This window comes from Paraglaciecola aquimarina (assembly GCF_032464635.1).
Lineage (GTDB): Bacteria > Pseudomonadota > Gammaproteobacteria > Enterobacterales > Alteromonadaceae > Paraglaciecola > Paraglaciecola aquimarina.
On sequence record NZ_JAWDIO010000002.1, the window covers coordinates 2,118,296 to 2,137,560 of the forward strand.

Sequence of the window (19,265 nt, forward strand, 5' to 3'; positions counted from 1 at the left end):
CTTTATTGAGTTAAGTTAGTGTTGAGTACAGCTAAGTGTGTGATCTGTGCTTAGGCGCAGACCGGCAATGAGGCCTGCTACAGAAAGCAGACCTTTCGAGATTTGATTGATAAAGTAATGGTTATGATCAGCAATATGAGCGCTATTTCGCCACCAATAAGTATCAAAGCGGTACTATTGAATAACGCGTCTGGTTGATTAATATTGGGGCCGATGTCGTGCATGCTAGCGACCATAAACATAAAGAGGTTAAAGAAGATATTTAATCCCACCATAGTAAGAATAGAAACAGGTACCGAGCCAACTAAAACGCCAATGGCCAATAAAATTGTGGTCGCTATTAATATCTCCAGACACAATATAATGGCAATAGGAGCCATACCATTAGGCAGTGGCGTCAGATAAATTGCGCCGATCAGTAGGCTTACAATTGCTATCCAGCACACTAAGAATATACCGAGTCCACCAATGAGTTTAGATACCGCATAATCGAATGGGCTGATTGGTAGCCCCATTATAAAGGAGTACTGAGACTCTTTTATTTCAGTAACAGTGGTGCTGAGTGCCATATGTGCACTGGCGCCTATTAGAACGGTAATAATTGACACCATACCTATATAAAAGAATGTGTGAGATGGGATGCTCATTAGAGCAATAGATAGCAAGCCCAATAATACATACCCCATTAGATACCACTTAAATAAATGCCAATCTTTGTTGATAAGTTTTGCAATCATTAGTGTGTTCATTATCTTGCTCCCTTTTGTTGTACTTGCCTGCGATAATTAACATTGGCTAAAAATATTTCTTCTAGGCTCATGGTTTCTACAGCGAGTATTTTGATATTCTGCTGCTGATAGGCATCCAGTATCAGTGGCTCAAATTGGTTACTGATAACTGACGCTATACGCCCATTTTGCTCTACTTCGATGACACTTCCAGATGGCTGTAGCGGCAAGTCAGTGGGTAACTCAAGTTGGATGCGTCGCCAGTTTTCCAAGTAACTTTCTTTGTCTTGGCTGTCGATTAGCCTGCCGCGATCGATAAAGGTAATTTGGTCAGATATTCTCTCGACATCAGCGGTATTGTGGGACGAAAATAAAACCGTGCGTTCTTCGTCCTTTAAAATTAAAGCCAGTTCATTGTTAACTTCCTGTCGAGCGACAGGGTCTAAACCTGTGGTCGGTTCATCTAATACTAATAGCTTAGGTTGTCGTGCAAGCACGAGTAACAACTGGGCTTTAATGTGCTGCCCCTTAGAAAGCTGTTTAATTTTTTGTTCTAGGTTTAAATCAAATCGGTGCAAGAGTTCTCGAGCATAGTTGTCATCCCAGTTCGGGTAGACATTCTTAATAAAATGAATATGCCAAGCTAAATTTTGTGCGCCGTACAACTTCATTTCCTCTGAACTGAAGCCTACATCTCTTTTGATCTGGGTCTGCATTTGGGGCATAGATTGACCCAACACAGATATATTTCCTTTGTCGGCTTGCATTAACCCCATAATTAAACGAATCGTTGTGGATTTACCAGCGCCATTCGCGCCTACAAAACCCATGATTTGTCCTTTAGGTAAAGTCAGGTTAATATTCTTTAGTTCAAAATGACTAAAGTGTTTACTCACATTTTGCAGTTGAATCGCTAAGTCTTGCATTACTTTCACCTTTACGTGTTGATGTTGAACAACACATGTTTGATCCTTTCTATGATTTGGTCATCGCTCAACCCCAAGTGTCGAGCATGTTCAATCGTTAATTTCAATTTTTCGTCTAACTCGGCCAACTGAAGTTCACTGTGCATCTGAGTCGATTCTGCGACAAATGAACCTCTTCCTTGCTGGGTATAAATCACTCCCTCATGCTCAAGTTCTGAATATGCCCGCTTGACGGTAATAACACTTACCCCAGTGGCGGCTGCCATTTCTCGAATTGAAGGAAGATGAAATCCCATTTGCCAATCTCCAACTAAGATCTTTTGTTTTATTTGCGCCATGATCTGTTGGTACATTGGTCGGCTGTCTGTTTGCGAAAGAAACAATTTAATCGTCATTAAGTGCCAACGCTGTATATATACAATATGCACAGTATATACAGATATGCACAGTTGGCAATGTTTTTTGTGTGTTATTTAGACAAAATGCGGTGTTTAGTCGATTTGTTTATATTAAGTTATTGATTAAATTGATAAATTATATTTTGGGAAATTGAGTCTACTGTGTATATACAGAGGGGCGCAATAGGCTAGTACTAACGTCAGTGCCAGAATGTGATAGCTATCAACAATAATAATTGGTAATCGTGAAGGCGATGCTCAGTTTTAGGTCTGCGCATATGGGGTTGAGTTAGAAGGCCGTCATGCTTTATGAGTAGGAATAAAGCGTAAAATAATCGAGTTGTATGAACCAAATTAGGCGTGACAGCTATTTTACCAATAGCCCTCGCCCTAAGTTTGTGTTTACTCGATAGTTGTCACACCTGAGTCAGTACCTACTAACACCACATCAGCTCCTCTGTGAGCAAATAAACCATTGGTGACTACTCCGACAATGCCGTTTATTTGTTTTTCTAACTCTACCGGGTTGAGTATTTTTAGATTATGTACATCTAAAATAACATTGCCATTATCTGTAGTAATACCTTGGCGATAAACAGGATCGCCGCCTAGCTTCAGTAATTCGCGTGCGACATAAGAGCGAGCCATAGGGATCACCTCTACCGGTAAAGCAAAGTCTCCTAAAACAGGCACTTGCTTACTGTCATCAATAATACAAACGAATTTTTTGGCCACAGCAGCAATGATTTTTTCGCGAGTTAATGCCGCACCACCGCCCTTAATCATATGTTTATGCTTGGTAATTTCGTCAGCGCCATCAACGTATACATCTAAATTGTCTACAGAATTTAAATCGAAGACTTCAATGCCGAGCGCTTTTAAACGCTTGGTTGAATCTTCAGAACTTGACACTGCGCCGACAATGTCGTGTTTGATGCTAGCTAGAGCGTTAATAAAATGCACAACAGTTGAGCCTGTACCTACACCCACAATTGAGTTTTGCTGGATATATTGTAGAGCTGAATTTGCTGCCGCTTTCTTCTTGTCGTCTTGAGTCATCACATTTAAATATTGCTAGAAAATTTATGCCGATAGTGTAACTCAATTGATATTAAAGTAGATCAATCAATCTTAAAAAATTGTGCTGGCGTGGCAATACCGTTTAACGGAATATCCCAGCTATCAGTTGGCAATTGTATAGCTTGCTGGCATTCGTGAGCCAACCCTATTAGTTGAGTAGACAGCTTGTTTTCGACAATGGCTGCTAAAGTACGATCGTAATAACCTCCGCCCATACCTAATCTGTTACCTGTATTGTCAAAAGCCACAAGCGGCGTGAAAATTAAATCGATATTCTCAATTGGCACTGTGTTATCTATTGTGATGATAGGTTCAGGAATGCCATAGACGTTTGCGCGCGTTGGGCTGGTTGGCTGATAATCAACAAAAATTAAATGCCCTTCCTTAGCGGGATCGAGTACGGGCAATAGCACCTGTATATTGTGTTGCCAACAAAATTGCATCAGTGCTTGGGGATCGAGTTCGCCGTCGTTGGCTAAGTAACATGAGACTATTTTTGCCCGACTTAATGTAGTGGACTGAAGGCAAACAGATAAGCAAGAACTCGCCGCAGTTATTTGTTGTTCATCTGATAGTTGATTACGCAATTGCCGATACTGTCGACGTAGTGCTTGGCGGTTTTTGAGTGTGTCAGAAGGGGTCATTGTCTACTTTTTAAAAGCTGGCCTGCACTGCAATCAACGTTCTAGTGCAGGCTATTCTGTTTAACGTTTATAGGTGTCTAAATAAAACTGAGTTAGACGTTCATTGTCAACTTTGGTGGCAACGTTGATTTGCTGCGCATTTAACCAATCTGGGCTGGCTGTCGTATTTGGCAACGCAATAGACGTTTGGCCGATGTTAAGTGGATCCGTAGATACTCTGGCATGGCCTCGTTGCAATTCAAATAAACTCGGGTCAAGCAGATGTGCTATCGGCATAGCATCATGGAAAAAACATACATCGTCTTCACGGTTTTGTGAGTAGAACTGTACGTAAAATTGTGCGGCATCGTGTACAAAACCGCCTAATTTAGCATTTGATTGCTTAATCTCATTCAAAAACTCAGGAGAGAAAGGGCAGGAGTTTGTTACATCAAGGCCAAACATGTTGAGTTCCCAATCGGCGGCAAACACTATTTCTGCTGCGTAGGCATCATTCCAAATATTAGCTTCGGCTACTGGCGTGACGTTACCCCGTACAAAGGCTGCGCCACCCATGATCGATACCGCTTTAACTAGTCGAGGTAATTCGGGTTCTAGCCTAAGTGCCAAGGCTAAGTTTCCTAATGGACCTATGGCCACAATGGTGACTTCAGCCTGGATATTTGCGAGCCATATCAACAATAAATTGTGCCGAGCTACGAGGGTCTAGTTTGCCTTTAGCCGGCGGAAAATTGATGTTGCCAAATCCGTCGTCACCATGCACGAAATGAGCATAAGTTGACTCCGGGCCAACCCAAGGTCGCGCTACACCTTTACAAACTGGGATGTCTTTGCCTGCGATGTCGCAAAGTGTCATCGCATTTTGTGCTGCCATTTCAACCGGTACGTTACCGTAAACTGTGGTTAATCCTAAAATATCTAGTTCGGGTCTTTGAAAGGCAAAGAAGATTGCCATTGCATCGTCAATGCCCGGATCTGTATCGATAATAATTTTATGAGTCATGAATTTGTCCTTTACAATTTAAGTCTTAATTTTGTTTGGCAAGAAAACGGTTTACCGCGTCATTTAACGGGATAGATTGCGCTGCCCCTTCTTTCATAACTGCCAAGGCAGAAGCTGCACAAGCTTTAATTAGGGACTTTCTAGGGTCACAGTGAGAGGTATATGCCGATAAAAAATAGCCAATAAAGGTATCACCGGCAGCGGTGGTATCTACGGCTTCTACTAAAAATGAAGGGATGTTAATGGTTTCTTCTTTTTTCAGCATTCGTACACCAGCTTTACCCATAGTGATCAGTACTTCAGAGCCCTGGCCAGTTAGCACGGAAATAAGATTCCATATCATCCAACTCATGCTGGCCTGAAATTTCTGCGGCTTCAACTTCATTGACAATTAACAAATCAATGCAATCGTGAGGCAGTTCTTTTACTGCGTCAGTCATAGGTGCTGGATTAAATGCAACCTTCAACCCCTTTTCTTTTGCTTGAAGTAGTATGTGTTGCACTGAGCTAGTCTCATTTTGAGTTAACACCCAATCCGAAGGTTTAGCATCATCTAAGGCGTACATTATGTCTTTTTCGGTAATTTCTTGGTTGGCACCGCCAAAGAGTACTATTGCATTTTCAGCAGAAGGGGTGACTTGAATGATAGCGTGACCTGACGCTGTTTCAGTGCATTTCACAAACTTACAATCAATACCATCGCGGATCATGGTTTGTTTAAATGCGACATCCATTTCGTTAATTTTGCCGACATGAAAAACTTCGGCTCCTGCTCGTGCCAAGGCTATCGACTGATTTGCGCCTTTGCCACCTAATAAATTTTGATAGCCTGATGATGCTATAGTTTCTCCATAGTTGCACAAAGTGCTCCACTTGATAGACGTGGTCGATATTAATCGAACCAAAATTAATAATAGCCATAGTGAATGCCTTATTTGAAATGGGAAATGAATAAATTTTAGTTAGTCTAGCTGATTCTGCGAAGGTATAAAACAGACCATTTGGTCTGATTTATATCAAGCATAAGCAAAATCTACATTTTAGCTATCTAAAGGGTCATATCATGGGGAAAATTTTTGATAGACAATCGTAAAAGAGCAACACTGATTCAAGCATATATCCCTCTGTTCATTTACATCTATCATTTAATGGCGGGATTGAGAATTATTGTAGTTGGCGTGTACTGAAGTCGCTGCTGAGTTTATGCAAATAAACGAGTGAGTTTTTGAAAAAAGCCTCTTTTTTCTACGTAAGGTGCAGTATTAGTTAAAAATACTCTTACTGAAACCGTAGCTCCATGTCCCCAAGGCCACCAAGCGACCATTACTTGAGGGTGAGATTCTAAGTCTGCACTGAATAGTTTTTGCTGACGTATTAGTTTACTAAATGAACCCGCATAGTGTTTTACTTGTCCCGGTGCTTTTTTGATACTTTTGGCATCCCATGAGTTAGGCAATACCTGCTGCAAAACGAACTGCACCTGCTCTTCTTTATCTACCGAAAACTCAGCTAACATGACTTTATGAAAATCGTCATACTTCCATTTTACTAAAGGAGAAAGTGCTTCGATTATGTCTTTTCCAAGCATTTGTATACGTTCTTCTTGACTCATTTCTTTAATCCATTATTTCTAGCATGGTGCCTCCCAAAATGCCGCTGTTTAGTATAAGCCCGTGAACCGAAAGTTCAGGGCGGAAGTATCATCATTACCGTAGGCTTCTCGGTACTAGCCAAGCTTGCACAATAGTAGTGGAATCAACTTCCTGGGTAAAAAGCATCGGTCAGGGACATGACTAAACTGGCAAACATTCCAGGAGGCGCAGAAAGCGGTTTTACATTTGAGCAGTTTGTTGCTCAAATGTAAAACCGAGGCCATTATAAACCGTAACCGCAACGAGTTACTAGGGGCTGTTGGACTTTGGCGCGTGTTTTTGTATTCAGTTGTTCGCTATTCATTCAATTGAGAGCAAAACAGGGGAATTTTACATGCGCTTACTCTATGTTGCCCGAACTCAAAAGAGAACAGGCTTCTTTATTGATAACGAATTATTCTAGCAAAATGCTCGTCCAAGCACGCTTGACTAAGCGCATGTAAACTCTTGCACAGTGGCTATTTAATGTGACAGATTGGTTTACACTTCGATAAATTGCTATCTGCTGTTATACAGAGAATGAAGTAGAGCGATATACGCATGACGCATTTTTGTTATTTTTAAAACAATGAGCGGGTTAGTGGTTTGGTATCCTCAAGGGACAATGTTAGCATTGGCGTACCTACGCTACCTTTGGATTTGCCATCCTGATCATAGCTAAGGCGTAATTCAACAAATTGAGAGAATAAAGTGAATACTGCAAGTAATCTGTTTGACAATTTAACCGCGTTATTAGAACGCAATAATGTATTAACTAGCGCCGCCGAAGTGCAGGGCATGTTTTGTGGCATGTTAGGTGGCGGTATGCCTTTGGAATGTCAAGATTGGCTAGAGCCGCTATCTGACTTTATTCACCAAGGCGAAGTTTTTTCAGCTGAGGTACAAACAGCTTTCAACGAGCTGTATGATGCCACTTGTCAGCAATTGGTCGAGAGCGACTTTTCGTTAGTGTTATGTCTACCTGAAGACTCAACGCCGATTAACGAACGCGGCCAAGCCTTACTGAGCTGGGTGCAAGGCTTTATGTTAGGTTTTGGTTTACATCAAGCTGATTTAACCGGGTGTTCAGCAGATGTTAAAGAAGCTCTGGAGGATTTTGCTGAGATCGCCCGTATGGATGATGAAATGGCTGAAAATGAAGAGTCTGAACAAGCTTTATTTGAAGTAATGGAATATGTGCGTATGACTGCTATGTTGTGTTTTAATGAACTAGGTAAATCACCAGAGCAGCAGCAAAGCGAACCTAAAACGGTTCATTAGTCAGCTTACTCAACTTCACCAAGAGTTACTTTTACACCATGTCAAATTCTGAATTTTTAGCCCGTAGAACAGAGCTTTTGCAAGCGATGCAAGCCAACAGTATTTGTTTAATTCCCGCTGCTGATCACGTTACCCGAAGCAATGATACTGAATACGCCTTTCGTCAAGATAGTTATTTCCAATATTTGTGCGGTTTTCCCGAACCACAAGCATGGTTGGTTTTGTCAAATCATGAGCGTTATGACAAAGCCTTATCGGTATTGTTTTGTTTGGACAAAGATCCACACGCAGAAGTGTGGCAAGGTCGAAGGTTTGGTCCTAAAGAAGCAAAAAAACAGTTTTCCCTAGATATAGCGTTTGCTCTAGATGAATTCGAACAGAAGACATTAGATTTATTAGATGGTCATGAGCACTTATATTTTGCCACCGGACATGACTCTCAGGCAGATGAAATGGTGTTTTCATTAATGCAATCCCTACGCGAAGCGCCCAAACAAAGCATGCTGTCGCCAAGCAGTGTAATAGATGTACGGGGTATCTTAGATGAAATGCGTTTAATAAAGTCGAGTGCTGAATTGGCGCTGATGCGTCAGGCTTCAGATATATCTATCGCTGCCCATAAGCGAGCCATGTCGTACGCTGAAGCAGGTAAAAACGAATACCACTTAGAAGCTGAAATTCAACATGAATTTGCTATGCGCGGAGCGAAATATCCTGCGTATAGCACTATTGTTGGCAGCGGTGACAATGCTTGTATATTGCATTATACCGAAAATAACCAACCCCTTAAAAATGGAGACTTGGTACTAATCGATGCAGGTTGTGAAGTGCAGGGCTACGCGGCAGATATTACCCGTACATTTCCAGTGTCGGGCACCTTTACTCAACATCAAGCGCAACTGTATCAATTAGTTTTAGATGCACAATTGGCCTCTTTTGAACTCATTAAGCCGGGGAATACCCTCAAACAAGCGACAGATGTAGCTATTTCGGTGATAACGCAAGGCTTGATTGATTTAGCTATTCTACAAGGGACCTTGGCTGCTAATATTGAGCAGAAAACCTACCGCGAGTTTTTCATGCATGGGTTAGGTCATTGGTTGGGTCTAGATGTACATGACGTCGGAAATTACAAATTAAATGGCATCGATAGACCATTATTAGTAGGTATGGTTCTCACAATTGAGCTAAGGTATTTATATTGCGCCAAACGCTAACGTAGCAAGCAAGTGGCAAGGTATTGGTATTAGAATCGAAGACAATTTAGTGGTGACCGAAACGGGCTACGAGAACTTAACTGCAGGTGCACCTAAGACAGTGGATGAAATTCAATCTTTCATGCAAAAAAATGGTAACAAAGGCTAATGCAAACATTCGACGTGGTGATTGTAGGAGGTGGCATAGTAGGGCTCACTCAAGCATTAGCATTAAAAAACAGTGGTTTGTCGGTGGCGGTAGTTGATGGGCTGCTCAGTAAGGGTATGCCTAATGGTGCTCCTCTACTCAGAGTCAGCGCATTAACGCTTGCATCACAAACAGTGTTACAAAATATTGGGGCATGGCAGCACTTAGATCCTGCGCGTATGAGTCGCTATGAAAATATGTCTGTTTGGGATCAAGACAGTTTTGCCAATATTAAATTTACATCCAACCAAGTACCCAACTCCGAGTTAGGTTATGTATTGGAAAACCAAGTAATTCGCCACGCCTTATGGCTACAAGCAGAGCAATCCGATTTTATCCAGTTATTAGTGCCGAAAAAAATTCAGAACATTGTATTTGGTCAGCAGGAGTGTTTTATAAGCTTAGACGATGCTAGCCACTTAACCGCGCGTTTAGTCATTGGCGCAGATGGCGCTAATTCTATTGTCAAAAAGCAAGCCAACTTAGTTGAGACATTCTGGGATTATGAGCAGCAGGCCATCGTCGCTACGATTAAAACAAAGCTTGCTCACCAACATATTGCGCGACAGGTTTTTACCAGCCACGGTCCATTGGCATTCTTGCCCCTTTGGGATGACTATCATTGTTCGATTGTATGGTCGCAAGATGTCGATAAAGCCGAGCAGTTAATGGCATTATCCAAAAGCGAATTTGAAAAAGAGTTAACCGTTGCCTTTGATGCCAAGGCTAGGTTTATGCGAATTAGTCAGCGACAAACAAGCTTATCCCTTAAAAATGCGGTATGCGCGACAATGGCTTGATGACAGAGTCGTCATTATTGGTGATGCCGCGCACACTATCCATCCGTTAGCTGGACAAGGTGCAAATTTAGGAATTTTAGATGCAGCGGTGTTAGCGGAACAAATTTGCAAAACTGTGCAGCAAGGAAAGGATTTTGGTTTAGCAAAGAATTTGCGACCATTTGAACGCTGGCGTAAAACTGATACTGTAAAAATGATAGCGGCAATGGAAGGGTTTAAACGCTTATTTGCGGGTGAGAAAACAGTCAAAAAACTGGTAAGAGACGTGGGTTTAGCGGTAGTTAATCAATTGCCCCATGTTAAGCAGTCAATCGTTAGGCAAGCTATGGGCTTAACGGGGGAGTTGCCCAAATTAGCTAGGCATAGGGATGGCAAAAACTAGCCAGTACCCTGAAATTCAATTAATAACAATTAGTAAGGATAACATGAAAAATTTAATCATCAGTGCAGTATGTCTCGGGGTTATTTCTGCTTGTAGTGTAAATTATGAGACTGGCAGCGCAAAGGCCGATAAGTCAACAGAAGTTGAAAACTATATTGAAGCTAACGAACCGTCTACACCTGAACAAAAAGCACAATTGGCGAAAGAAATGCAAGAGCATGAAAAGATCACAAAAATTAAGTGCCAAGATGCGAAATTAGATTTGGTTGAAGCAGAAGCGACCAAAAATATGAGCATTATCAAACAAGTGACTACTCGCATTCAAAAGTACTGTGATGACAAATAAGGTTGCGCGCCCTTTGCGTTAGCATTGACAATTCACTACAGCTTAAAAATATAAATCGATACTTATGACACCGGCTATTAATTTATTAAAAAAATCAAACATAGACTTTAAGGTGCACAGTTACGTGCACGACGAGCAGGCTAGTTCATATGGTTTAGAGGCCGCTGAGAAACTTAACTTAGCAAGCGAGCAGGTGTTCAAGACGTTGGTTGTCAAATTAGACAACGCTGAGCTGGCGGTTGCTGTGTTACCAGTTAACACAATGCTTAGTATGAAATTAGTTGCCAAGGCACTGGCGGCCAAAAAAGCTGAAATGGCAGACAAGCAAGCCGTACAACGATCGACTGGATACGTTTTAGGCGGGGTTAGCCCGCTTGGGCAAAAAAGCGTTTAAAGACGGTAATCGATACGTCGGCCACTCAACATCAAACCATATACGTGAGCGCAGGCAAAAGAGGACTAGAAATAGAGCTGAGTTGTCAGGATTTAGTCGCCGCTAGTCAAGCCCTAGTGGCGAAAATTGCTAGTTAATCTGAGTTTGGGATAAGAAGTATCGTTTAAGCTAAACAAGCCAACGCCGCTAGACACAAAAAGAGCATTATCGACAGGTTCAGCTTATCCGGGGGAGGTTAGTTAGTCCTTTGTAGACAAAGGAATATGAACATTAAAAGAGTGGCTTCTGTCTTCGTCTGCTGCTGCGAATAACACCTTAGGCACGCCATTTTTGAGCCACAGCTGCGGCCGCTCAAGGTGAGCTAGCTTTTGTATTCCCGTTGCTCGCCAGTTTATTTGTAGCTTAGAAACTAAAGGTTTATTTGCGACTTGCCAATCTAACCCATCATTTGACTCAAATAAAACTAAAGATTGCCCAACATCTGAAAAGGCACCATGCATGTCTTTTACTATGGCCCATAACTTACCATCTTGAAACCAAATATAAGGGTCCTCAGCTGGAAAAGCTTCGCCAGGCTTAGTAAATACCGGCTTATTTTGCTTAACAAAACCTTGGTCGGGTTGATCAGATAAAGCCACTAAGTGCACGACTGGACCACCACCTAGTAGTGACTTTTGTTTACCTACCGCTTTGTAAACTAACACAAATTTGCCATCCGCTCGTTGTGCGATAGAAGGATTACTGACCATAAGAGCATCATGAGCATTTTGGTCGGGACTGACATCTATTAGTGGTGTATCTGAACGTTTCCAAGGGCCATTTGGATGATCTGCTACGGCTACACCAATACGTTGATTATTTCTATGAGACCAATTGAAACCTGCTGTTACTTTGCCATCGCCGGTATTTCCCATGTAATACAAATAATATTTACCAGCAAATTTATGCACGCTAGGGTTGTGAGTGTCTAGGCCGTCCCAATAATTTTCACCTCTTGCTGGCAACGCTACGTCAACATGTTTATAAGGACCAGTAGGCGCTGAAGCTACTGCATGGGCAATTTCAGAATGGGTTAACCACCCATTGTGGCCCAGCGATTTTGGCCACCGACTATAAAATAGATGGAACTGGCCTTGTTCATCTTCCACCATACTTGCGCCCCAGATGTAATATTCAGGATCGATAAACTTGGCATGGGCGGGTACGGGCAATAATAGTTGATTAATGTTTAGTGAACTTGCAGCTAACTTAGAGTTATAGCCCGTAAAAAGAAAACCTAAGCCAATAATAATGAGTGTTTTTAAAGTATGAAATGGCGAATTCAACATAGTAAAGTCAACCTTTATAAATTAATTGAAAAATATTGTGGCTATTATAGATTCATATTGGCTGGGTAGCAAAAACTAAATTGCACTTGAGCCATGGAATAAGTTGAGTTTATCAGGAATATGGTAAGTCCTTGTGGTTATTTTAGACATGTCCTTATACATAATTCACTCTCTTATATATAAAAACTAGTGTTTGTATTTCAAGGGGGTGCTGTTGTACAATTGTTGTTTATTGTCGCTTGATGGAAAAATAAAATGAATAAAACGTTAAAAGTGTTGGCGGGTTATGCCTCCATTGGTTTAGCAGGCGTTTTCTTGGCCAGCTGCGGTGACAGCGCTAATGATGTGCAGGCACAGAGCAAAGAAGTCGTTAAAAGTCCGAAGAAACAATATAACGTGCTTTACATCATGACAGATGATCATGCTGCACAAGCCATAGGCACATATGGCGGACGCTTAGCCAAATTAAATCCCACGCCAAACTTGGACAAATTAGCCAGCGAAGGCATGGTGTTTGACAATGCGTTTGTGACTAATTCTATTTGTAGCCCAAGTCGAGCGACTATTTTAACCGGCCAATATAGTCAAACTAATGGCGTACAAGATTTAAAAGGTGGTGTGGGTAAAGAGAATCAATACTTGCCCATTGAAATGAAAAAAGCCGGTTATGAAACTGCTTTAGTGGGCAAGTGGCACTTAAAACAAGAGCCGGGTGCTTTTGATTATTATCAAGTATTGCTAGTGCCAAGGTAAGTATTTCGATCCTGATTTTAGAGTACAAGGTGATAAAGCTTGGCCAAAAAATACGACCTCATATAAAGGTCACTCTTCTGATGTTATTACCGATATTTCGATAGATTGGTTGAAAAATCGTAAGTCAGATAAACCATTCTTCTTAATGCATCAATTTAAAGCACCACACGATTACTTTGAATATGCGACGCGATATAACGACTACTTAGAAGATACCACTATTCCTGAGCCTGTTGATTTGTATGGCGTGCCAGATACTTTTGGCTCTAAAGCAACACGGGGGGAAAATGATTCACTCATTCATGAAATTGGTACGTCTATCTCAAAACGAAATCCAAGACGTAACTATGGTCAGTATTATAAAATTGATCCTAACTTGCCCGATGATGAATACACTAGACAAACATACCAAGAATACTTGAAAGGTTATTTACGTTGTATTAAAGGTGTAGATGACAACATTGCTCGCTTAATTCAAACCCTGAAAGATCAAGGTCTTTACGATAACACCATCATTGTTTATACCTCGGACCAAGGCATGATGCTAGGCGAACATGATTATCAAGATAAGCGCTGGATGTGGGATGAGTCAATCCAAATGCCGTTCATTGTTAGGCACCCTGAGCATAGATAACGCTGGTCAACGAAGTGACTTATTAGTCAATAACACTGACTACGCGCCATTCTTATTAGACTTGGTCGGTCAAGAAACGCCAGAGTATATGCATGGCCGTAGTTTTACTGCTGCACTAAAAGGTGAAACACCAGAGAATTGGCGTACCGCTACGTTATACCGCTATTGGACTCATCGTATGTATCACGAAGTGCCAGCGCATACCGGGTTACGTAGCAAAGACTATAAATTGATCTTTTTCTATGGTGATAACTACCGTGAAAAACAATTCCCATTTTACGATCAAAAGTGGGTGCAAAAGACAGGTTTAGAGCCTAACAAAATTCCTACACCAGCTGGTTGGGAGCTTTATGATATGAGAAATGAACCAGATGAATTGGTCAATATCTATAACGATCCTAAATATGCAGGTGTTATTAAAGAAATGAAAGCTGAACTAGTTAGACAGCGAGAGTTGTATAACGAAACTGATGTTAACTACCCAAGAATGGAAGCGATTTTTAATAAACATTTTAATGACTAACGGTTAAATCACCGCTAGCTAAAAAGCCCCAAGCATGTGAATGTTAGGGACTTTTTTTATGGTAAAAGTGCCGTTACATTAAGACCCCAACTACCCAGTTGGTTAGAAAGGGCTAGGGCTCGCAAGGGTGATGCGCTGGTGGCTAGTAGGGTGGTTAAAGCAAATTTGTGATGCATGCAATAACAGCCTTGGTGCCAATGACCGTGTTTTTGTACTGCCATAAAGGTCACAGCCTAAAATCGGGTGACCTATGCCTTGGCTATGAATTCGTAATTGATGAGTTCTGCCCGTTAAGGGGGTGAACAATACGCGAGTTCTCTCTGGGTGATTGAGGCGTTCAATAACTTGATAATGAGTTGTAGCTACTTTACCTGTTTGATTACAGATTTTGAGCCTAGGAAAGTTACCAGGATCTTTTGCTATAGGCAGTTCAATTTGGCCTTTATCATTAAGCAAATGGCCATCTAAGATACTGATGTATTGCTTATCAATAGACTTATCTTGAAACTGCTTGGTTAAAATAGCATTAGCAGTTTTATGTTTGGCTAAAACCATTACACCTGAGGTACCAAAATCTAACCTGTGTACCAGAGTGATACCTGAATATTTTTCAGCTAAGCGAAAGTGCACCGAGTCTTTATTTAGCGGATTTTTACCCGACAAGCTAAGTAAACCACTGGGTTTATTGATCACTAATAAATGCTCATCTTGAAATAAATATTCAATTTTTTGATGACATTGTGGGGCGATAAAGTTGTCTACAACTGACATGGGAGACTCATATGGTGAGGTCTATTTTTATATTAACATGAAATTTAAGGCCTTTAGTTTATTTACATTAGACCTAGTTTCTACATGTTTAGTTTTTAGCTGCGCAATATAGGTCAATAAACTCTTGATGAGAGGGTAGGGAGGATGCGCGTTTATATCCAAGCTCTCGCATATCATTCAAAAATTTCATCAGTTCATTGCCACTCATATTATCCACAATAGGATGGTAGTTTTGTGGAAACAACCCTTGGCCAATCATCACTTGCATCCATGAGTCTTCGAATAATTCATCATTCTTTAGGCAGACATGACCGGACTCCGTAAATAGTCTTATTCTGTGTTTAAGGGAATCTGGAATAGACATTTCTCTGTGATATTGCCAGTAAGGACTATCGACTCTTTCTGTGACCACATAATGCATAATGATAAAGTCACGAATGGAGGCAATGTCCACTTCTGTCTGTTGATTGTATTCGTCTACATCTGTCTGTCGTAAACCATTAACCGGAAACAATTGCATAAGCCGTATAATGGACCTTTGAATTAAGTGAATGCTAGTTGATTCTAGTGGCTCTAAAAGCCAGATGATAGGCCTATTGCCACACAGTTTTTATTCCAGTGTTGGGATCGCGTACCTGTTTTAAAGCTAATTTTTCTGGGGGATGTCAGGGCCTCGCTCTCTATATTATCTAACAGTAGTCGTTCGGCATCTGAGTCAGACATATATTTGCTACTGTAGATAAAACCATTTCCTACCCTATGTTGTAGGGGGATTTTCCACTGCCAGCCACTTTTATGGGCGATCGACCGTGTGTAGGGCTTAGGATCTTCAGTGGACTTAGTTTGTACGGCAATTGCACTATCGTTAATTAACCATTGTGACCAATCTTGATAAGGCGTTTTTAATGCCTCTCCAATTAACAGTCCTCTTTGCCCTGTACAATCTATGTATAAGTCACCCGTGATCTCTTGACCTGATGTTAAGTGTAAACTGTCTATATTACCCGTTGTTTGAGAGACTTTTACATCAGATATCTTGCCTTCAATGCGCGAAAAGCTCGCATTTTTTTCACATAGCTTTCTTAGATATCGAGCATATTTTGTTGCGTCTAAATGATAAGCGTAATTAATACCTTTGTTCTTAACCCGAGCGAACTTACCCATTTTAGCTGCAACTTGTTCTACACAAAAATCGCCAAACTCATAACCAAACCCGAGTTGTTCGCCTCTAACCCAAAAGTGTTGGAAGTCTGCTGCCCAGCAGCCTTTGCCGGTTTCACCAAAAGCGTGGATGTACTTGTGGTTTGGTTTTCTCCAATTTTCAAAACTTATTCCTAGTTTAAAGGTGCCACAAGTTTCCCTTAGAAATTCAGCTTCGTTGATATTTAATATTTCGTGAAAAAATTGCAAGGTGGGAATGGTGGCTTCACCTACACCCACTGTCGCAATATCATCAGATTCTACTAACAATACTTGGGTGTTCTTAATTAATCGAGACATAGCTATTGCCGTCATCCAACCAGCTGTGCCACCTCCTGCGATTATTACTTTTGTTATTTTTTCTTGCACCATCTTCTCTACAAAACGAATGAATATTAGATTATTGTATAGACTATTTTTGTTAACAAAAAGGCCTAGTGAAAATCACTAGGCCTTTAATTTTATACTCTACAGCAAATGTTGTTTACTGAGGTACTGGGAACAACTTAACGTTGTCTATATAAAATGTTTGGTCACCTGGAATATCAATTTCCACGCGAACTTTTGCATTTTCCCAATCGAACTCAACATCGCTAGCATACTTGATACCGTTCCAATCAGTACCCAGAGATTGCGTATTTAAGTGGTAAGTATAGGTGTTCCATGCAGTTGTAGTTGGCTCCGCAAATGCTCCTTTGCGTACCCAGTTACCAGACTCTTCATCTACAATTCTTGCTAGCAGTGGAGAAGGGTCAGCTCCATTTGTTCCCGCATAAGTTGGGTTGCGTAAATCAAATTGCAAGATATAACGCATGCCTTTTTTGATCCCGCCTTGAATAAGGTTGTCGGAATCCAAATACAGCACCCCACCGGCGGCTCCACCTTCAGCGGCTAATCCATATTGTAAGTCATCAGTATTTTGCAAGCGGTTTGCATCTTCTGTAACAGCTAAAGTAACGTCACCAGATACTGCCCATCCACCTGCATTACCAGAAGTAAATACACCATCGGGGATCAAATCTCGTGATTTAGTATACTCGTACTTAACTAACGAGAAGTTATCATAGGTACCCGTACCTAAACGGAAGGTTACATCAAAGGTTGAGTCTTTCTGGAAAAACTCGTCAGCGTTCAAATAGGTTAAGGTATGTTCTACCCAATCTGTTGTACCGTTATTTGGTGACTCTTCAATTTGGAAGCTATCATTGGTGTCGCCACTTTTATTGAAAGTAACACGCACACCACCCCAAGCATTGCTTTGTTTACCGTAGAAGTTAATGTAATAATCATCACCTTCTTCTATTTTTCCTTGGTCAATACCGGTTTGATCAATTTCAAAGAAAGTACTGTCTGCAGAAACGTTGAGACCGTATCCACCGATCGCCGCAGCTTCAGATGCTACGCTTGCTGCACCATCTCCACCCATCCAAGCACTACCGTCAAGGCTACCCGTTTCAAATCCATTGTGGGCAGGTTCAGATTTATGTAAAAGGTTGTGGTTGGCACCCGTTAACGTAATGTTTAAGGTATGCTCGTCCGAAGTTAACGAGCCATCTGTCAACTTATAAGTGTAACTTAATACCTGTTCTTCACCTGGTGCTAAGTCTAAGAACCCGTATGGGTCAATTCTAACTACGTTAGGATTAGACAAATCGACACCATAACCATCACTACCAGCAGCGGCTACAAAATCAACCACTTCCATATTATCGCCATCAAGGTCAATTGCTCCAGATTTTAAATTAAATACAGTAGTAAATGCTGACGTTGACATTGAAAACTCTGTCGTGGGCTCATCGAACTCCGGAGGATTAACTAAATCTGCCCCTTTTATGTTGACAAAGAAACTACGGTCAACAGTGTTGTTTCCATCTGTAACTTGAAAAGTAAATTCTAAATCTACTTCTTCTCCACGACTTAACAAATCAGCGTAAGGCGCAGGATCTATTTCTACAGTATACTCCGTCACACCACGTTCTTCTGTCCATTTGGAAACTGAATTTACGTCGTTAAACACACCTGCAGGCATATCAGCTGGTCCCGTAACACCAATAATGCTTAGACGTTCTGCAGAATAGTGACCCGACTGATAGATTTCAGTTAAATCGCCTTTCTCAGCTATGAGTTCCTGAATATCTTCAATATCCTGATCATAGATACCGTGTGCAATATTGAATCGAACAGGTGCTGATTTTTCTGAAAGCGATATCGAAACTTCGCTTTGTGGGATGCTTTCTCCAGTATCTGGATCAATTACTACTTCGTCGCTGTCTATAAACCTTTGAAGGAATACAGGCGCAGCATCTTCACCGTCAATAACAACTTTAATACGTCTATCAATAGTGGATACGCCATCTGTCACTTTATAAATTAGATGAAGTTGAGATGTTTGTCCGTTCACCAAAATAGGCGCAAAAGCAGAAGGTGTTACCATTAATGAGGTTTCTTTGATTTGAAAACCATATATCACTTCGTTAGTAATAGGTAAGTTTTGATACTCACGTATTTCTTCTTCGTCTTCAAAAATGGTATTAACAATATTCCCGTCTGCATCAATAAAGCCCAATGCATCCAAAATAGGATTACAAATCTCAGGGTATTCTGGGGCTGTTGCAACGGTATTTGAACAATCTGGACCTTCCCATACGAATTGCACTTGTTTAATCGTCAAGTTAGAACCATTATCAGCATCGGTAATACCCGTTAATAAATCAATCTCGATATGGTCAACGGGTTCCGGGTTTCTTTGGTCATTACTTGGGAACTCTCTTGCGCTTTCTTTAAAACGGTATTCCCACTCCATTTTGCCATCGGCATTATCATAGGTAGAAGTCATCCAGCTTATTACACCATCTGCGTATGCGACAGCATCACTATTGCCTTCTACCAAAAGAGCTGATGTATCTAGCACTGGGGCTACTTTGTTTTCTATTTTTACGATGTCGTTATCACTCGAGCCGCTACCACAACCATAGAGTGCGGTCATTACAGCTGGAACCAATAGATTTTTATATTTAAATTTCATTTTAATCATCCTTC

16 protein-coding genes, 1 other RNA gene and 5 pseudogenes are annotated in these 19,265 nt (G+C 41.1%); 9 read left to right on the forward strand and 13 right to left on the reverse strand.

Annotated features, from left to right (window positions below):
- Nucleotides 1-77 precede the first annotated feature (77 nt).
- The 9 genes and pseudogenes from RS130_RS10650 to ssrS form a co-directional block, all read right to left on the reverse strand.
- On the reverse strand, nucleotides 78-749 hold the full coding sequence (locus RS130_RS10650) for a hypothetical protein (RefSeq protein ID WP_316025939.1): 672 nt from the start codon (nucleotides 747-749) through the stop codon (nucleotides 78-80).
- The gene (locus RS130_RS10655; protein WP_316025940.1) at nucleotides 749-1,654 is read right to left on the reverse strand and encodes an ABC transporter ATP-binding protein; all 906 of its coding nucleotides are present in this window, start codon (nucleotides 1,652-1,654) and stop codon (nucleotides 749-751) included. The genes RS130_RS10650 and RS130_RS10655 overlap by 1 nt, the downstream gene beginning before the upstream one ends.
- A gap of 11 nt (nucleotides 1,655-1,665) precedes the next feature.
- On the reverse strand, nucleotides 1,666-2,049 hold the full coding sequence (locus tag RS130_RS10660) for a GntR family transcriptional regulator (protein ID WP_316025941.1): 384 nt from the start codon (nucleotides 2,047-2,049) through the stop codon (nucleotides 1,666-1,668).
- Between the two features lie 405 nt (nucleotides 2,050-2,454).
- Nucleotides 2,455-3,111, reverse strand: a complete 657-nt coding sequence (gene rpiA, locus RS130_RS10665; protein WP_316028026.1) for a ribose-5-phosphate isomerase RpiA — start codon at nucleotides 3,109-3,111, stop codon at nucleotides 2,455-2,457.
- A gap of 62 nt (nucleotides 3,112-3,173) precedes the next feature.
- Nucleotides 3,174-3,776 (reverse strand): 5-formyltetrahydrofolate cyclo-ligase, encoded by a 603-nt coding sequence (locus RS130_RS10670; RefSeq protein ID WP_316025942.1) that lies wholly within the window; start codon nucleotides 3,774-3,776, stop codon nucleotides 3,174-3,176.
- A 60-nt stretch (nucleotides 3,777-3,836) separates the two neighbouring features.
- Nucleotides 3,837-4,779 (reverse strand): annotated as a pseudogene (locus RS130_RS10675) (nucleoside hydrolase).
- Between the two features lie 25 nt (nucleotides 4,780-4,804).
- A pseudogene (locus RS130_RS10680) lies at nucleotides 4,805-5,700 on the reverse strand (ribokinase).
- Between the two features lie 280 nt (nucleotides 5,701-5,980).
- Nucleotides 5,981-6,391 (reverse strand): hypothetical protein, encoded by a 411-nt coding sequence (locus tag RS130_RS10685; RefSeq protein ID WP_316025943.1) that lies wholly within the window; start codon nucleotides 6,389-6,391, stop codon nucleotides 5,981-5,983.
- A 26-nt stretch (nucleotides 6,392-6,417) separates the two neighbouring features.
- A non-coding RNA gene (gene ssrS, locus RS130_RS10690) (6S RNA) lies at nucleotides 6,418-6,599 on the reverse strand.
- Nucleotides 6,600-7,121: 522 nt separating this feature from the next.
- Here ssrS and RS130_RS10695 point away from each other — a divergent pair.
- The 6 genes and pseudogenes from RS130_RS10695 (at nucleotide 7,122) to ybaK (ending at nucleotide 11,154) form a co-directional block, all read left to right on the forward strand.
- Nucleotides 7,122-7,691 (forward strand): UPF0149 family protein, encoded by a 570-nt coding sequence (locus RS130_RS10695; protein WP_316025944.1) that lies wholly within the window; start codon nucleotides 7,122-7,124, stop codon nucleotides 7,689-7,691.
- A 38-nt stretch (nucleotides 7,692-7,729) separates the two neighbouring features.
- Nucleotides 7,730-9,056: pseudogene (gene pepP, locus RS130_RS10700) on the forward strand (Xaa-Pro aminopeptidase).
- Nucleotides 9,056-9,895: an FAD-dependent monooxygenase gene (locus tag RS130_RS10705; RefSeq protein WP_316025945.1), complete on the forward strand. Its 840-nt coding sequence runs from the start codon at nucleotides 9,056-9,058 to the stop codon at nucleotides 9,893-9,895. The pseudogene pepP and the gene RS130_RS10705 overlap by 1 nt, the downstream one beginning before the upstream one ends.
- Nucleotides 9,870-10,277, forward strand: a complete 408-nt coding sequence (locus RS130_RS10710; protein WP_316025946.1) for an FAD-dependent monooxygenase — start codon at nucleotides 9,870-9,872, stop codon at nucleotides 10,275-10,277. The genes RS130_RS10705 and RS130_RS10710 overlap by 26 nt, the downstream gene beginning before the upstream one ends.
- The gene (locus tag RS130_RS10715) at nucleotides 10,264-10,623 is read left to right on the forward strand and encodes a hypothetical protein (RefSeq protein ID WP_316025947.1); all 360 of its coding nucleotides are present in this window, start codon (nucleotides 10,264-10,266) and stop codon (nucleotides 10,621-10,623) included. Before RS130_RS10710 ends, RS130_RS10715 begins: the two co-directional genes overlap by 14 nt.
- 64 nt (nucleotides 10,624-10,687) lie before the next feature.
- Nucleotides 10,688-11,154, forward strand: a pseudogene (ybaK, locus tag RS130_RS10720) (Cys-tRNA(Pro) deacylase).
- A gap of 102 nt (nucleotides 11,155-11,256) precedes the next feature.
- On the opposite strand, the gene RS130_RS10725 reads toward ybaK, so the two are convergent.
- The gene (locus RS130_RS10725) at nucleotides 11,257-12,345 is read right to left on the reverse strand and encodes a glycoside hydrolase family protein (protein ID WP_316025948.1); all 1,089 of its coding nucleotides are present in this window, start codon (nucleotides 12,343-12,345) and stop codon (nucleotides 11,257-11,259) included.
- Nucleotides 12,346-12,600: 255 nt separating this feature from the next.
- Here RS130_RS10725 and RS130_RS10730 point away from each other — a divergent pair, with 255 nt between their 5' ends.
- From RS130_RS10730 to RS130_RS10740, 3 genes are all read left to right on the forward strand, one after another.
- On the forward strand, nucleotides 12,601-13,098 hold the full coding sequence (locus RS130_RS10730) for a sulfatase-like hydrolase/transferase (protein ID WP_316025949.1): 498 nt from the start codon (nucleotides 12,601-12,603) through the stop codon (nucleotides 13,096-13,098).
- Between the two features lie 109 nt (nucleotides 13,099-13,207).
- Complete coding sequence (locus RS130_RS10735) at nucleotides 13,208-13,732, forward strand: sulfatase-like hydrolase/transferase (RefSeq protein ID WP_346433325.1); 525 nt, start codon at nucleotides 13,208-13,210, stop codon at nucleotides 13,730-13,732.
- Nucleotides 13,683-14,255, forward strand: coding sequence for a sulfatase/phosphatase domain-containing protein (locus tag RS130_RS10740; RefSeq protein ID WP_316025950.1), 573 nt, complete (start codon nucleotides 13,683-13,685; stop codon nucleotides 14,253-14,255). The genes RS130_RS10735 and RS130_RS10740 overlap by 50 nt, the downstream gene beginning before the upstream one ends.
- A 102-nt stretch (nucleotides 14,256-14,357) precedes the next feature.
- On the opposite strand, the gene RS130_RS10745 is transcribed toward RS130_RS10740, so the two are convergent.
- The 3 genes and pseudogenes from RS130_RS10745 to RS130_RS10755 form a co-directional block, all read right to left on the reverse strand.
- On the reverse strand, nucleotides 14,358-15,026 hold the full coding sequence (locus RS130_RS10745; RefSeq protein ID WP_316025951.1) for an RluA family pseudouridine synthase: 669 nt from the start codon (nucleotides 15,024-15,026) through the stop codon (nucleotides 14,358-14,360).
- A gap of 88 nt (nucleotides 15,027-15,114) precedes the next feature.
- Nucleotides 15,115-16,598: pseudogene (locus RS130_RS10750) on the reverse strand (tryptophan halogenase family protein).
- A gap of 112 nt (nucleotides 16,599-16,710) precedes the next feature.
- Entirely contained in the window at nucleotides 16,711-19,251 is a 2,541-nt protein-coding gene (locus RS130_RS10755; protein WP_316025952.1) for a hypothetical protein, read from the reverse strand.
- Nucleotides 19,252-19,265 lie beyond the last annotated feature (14 nt).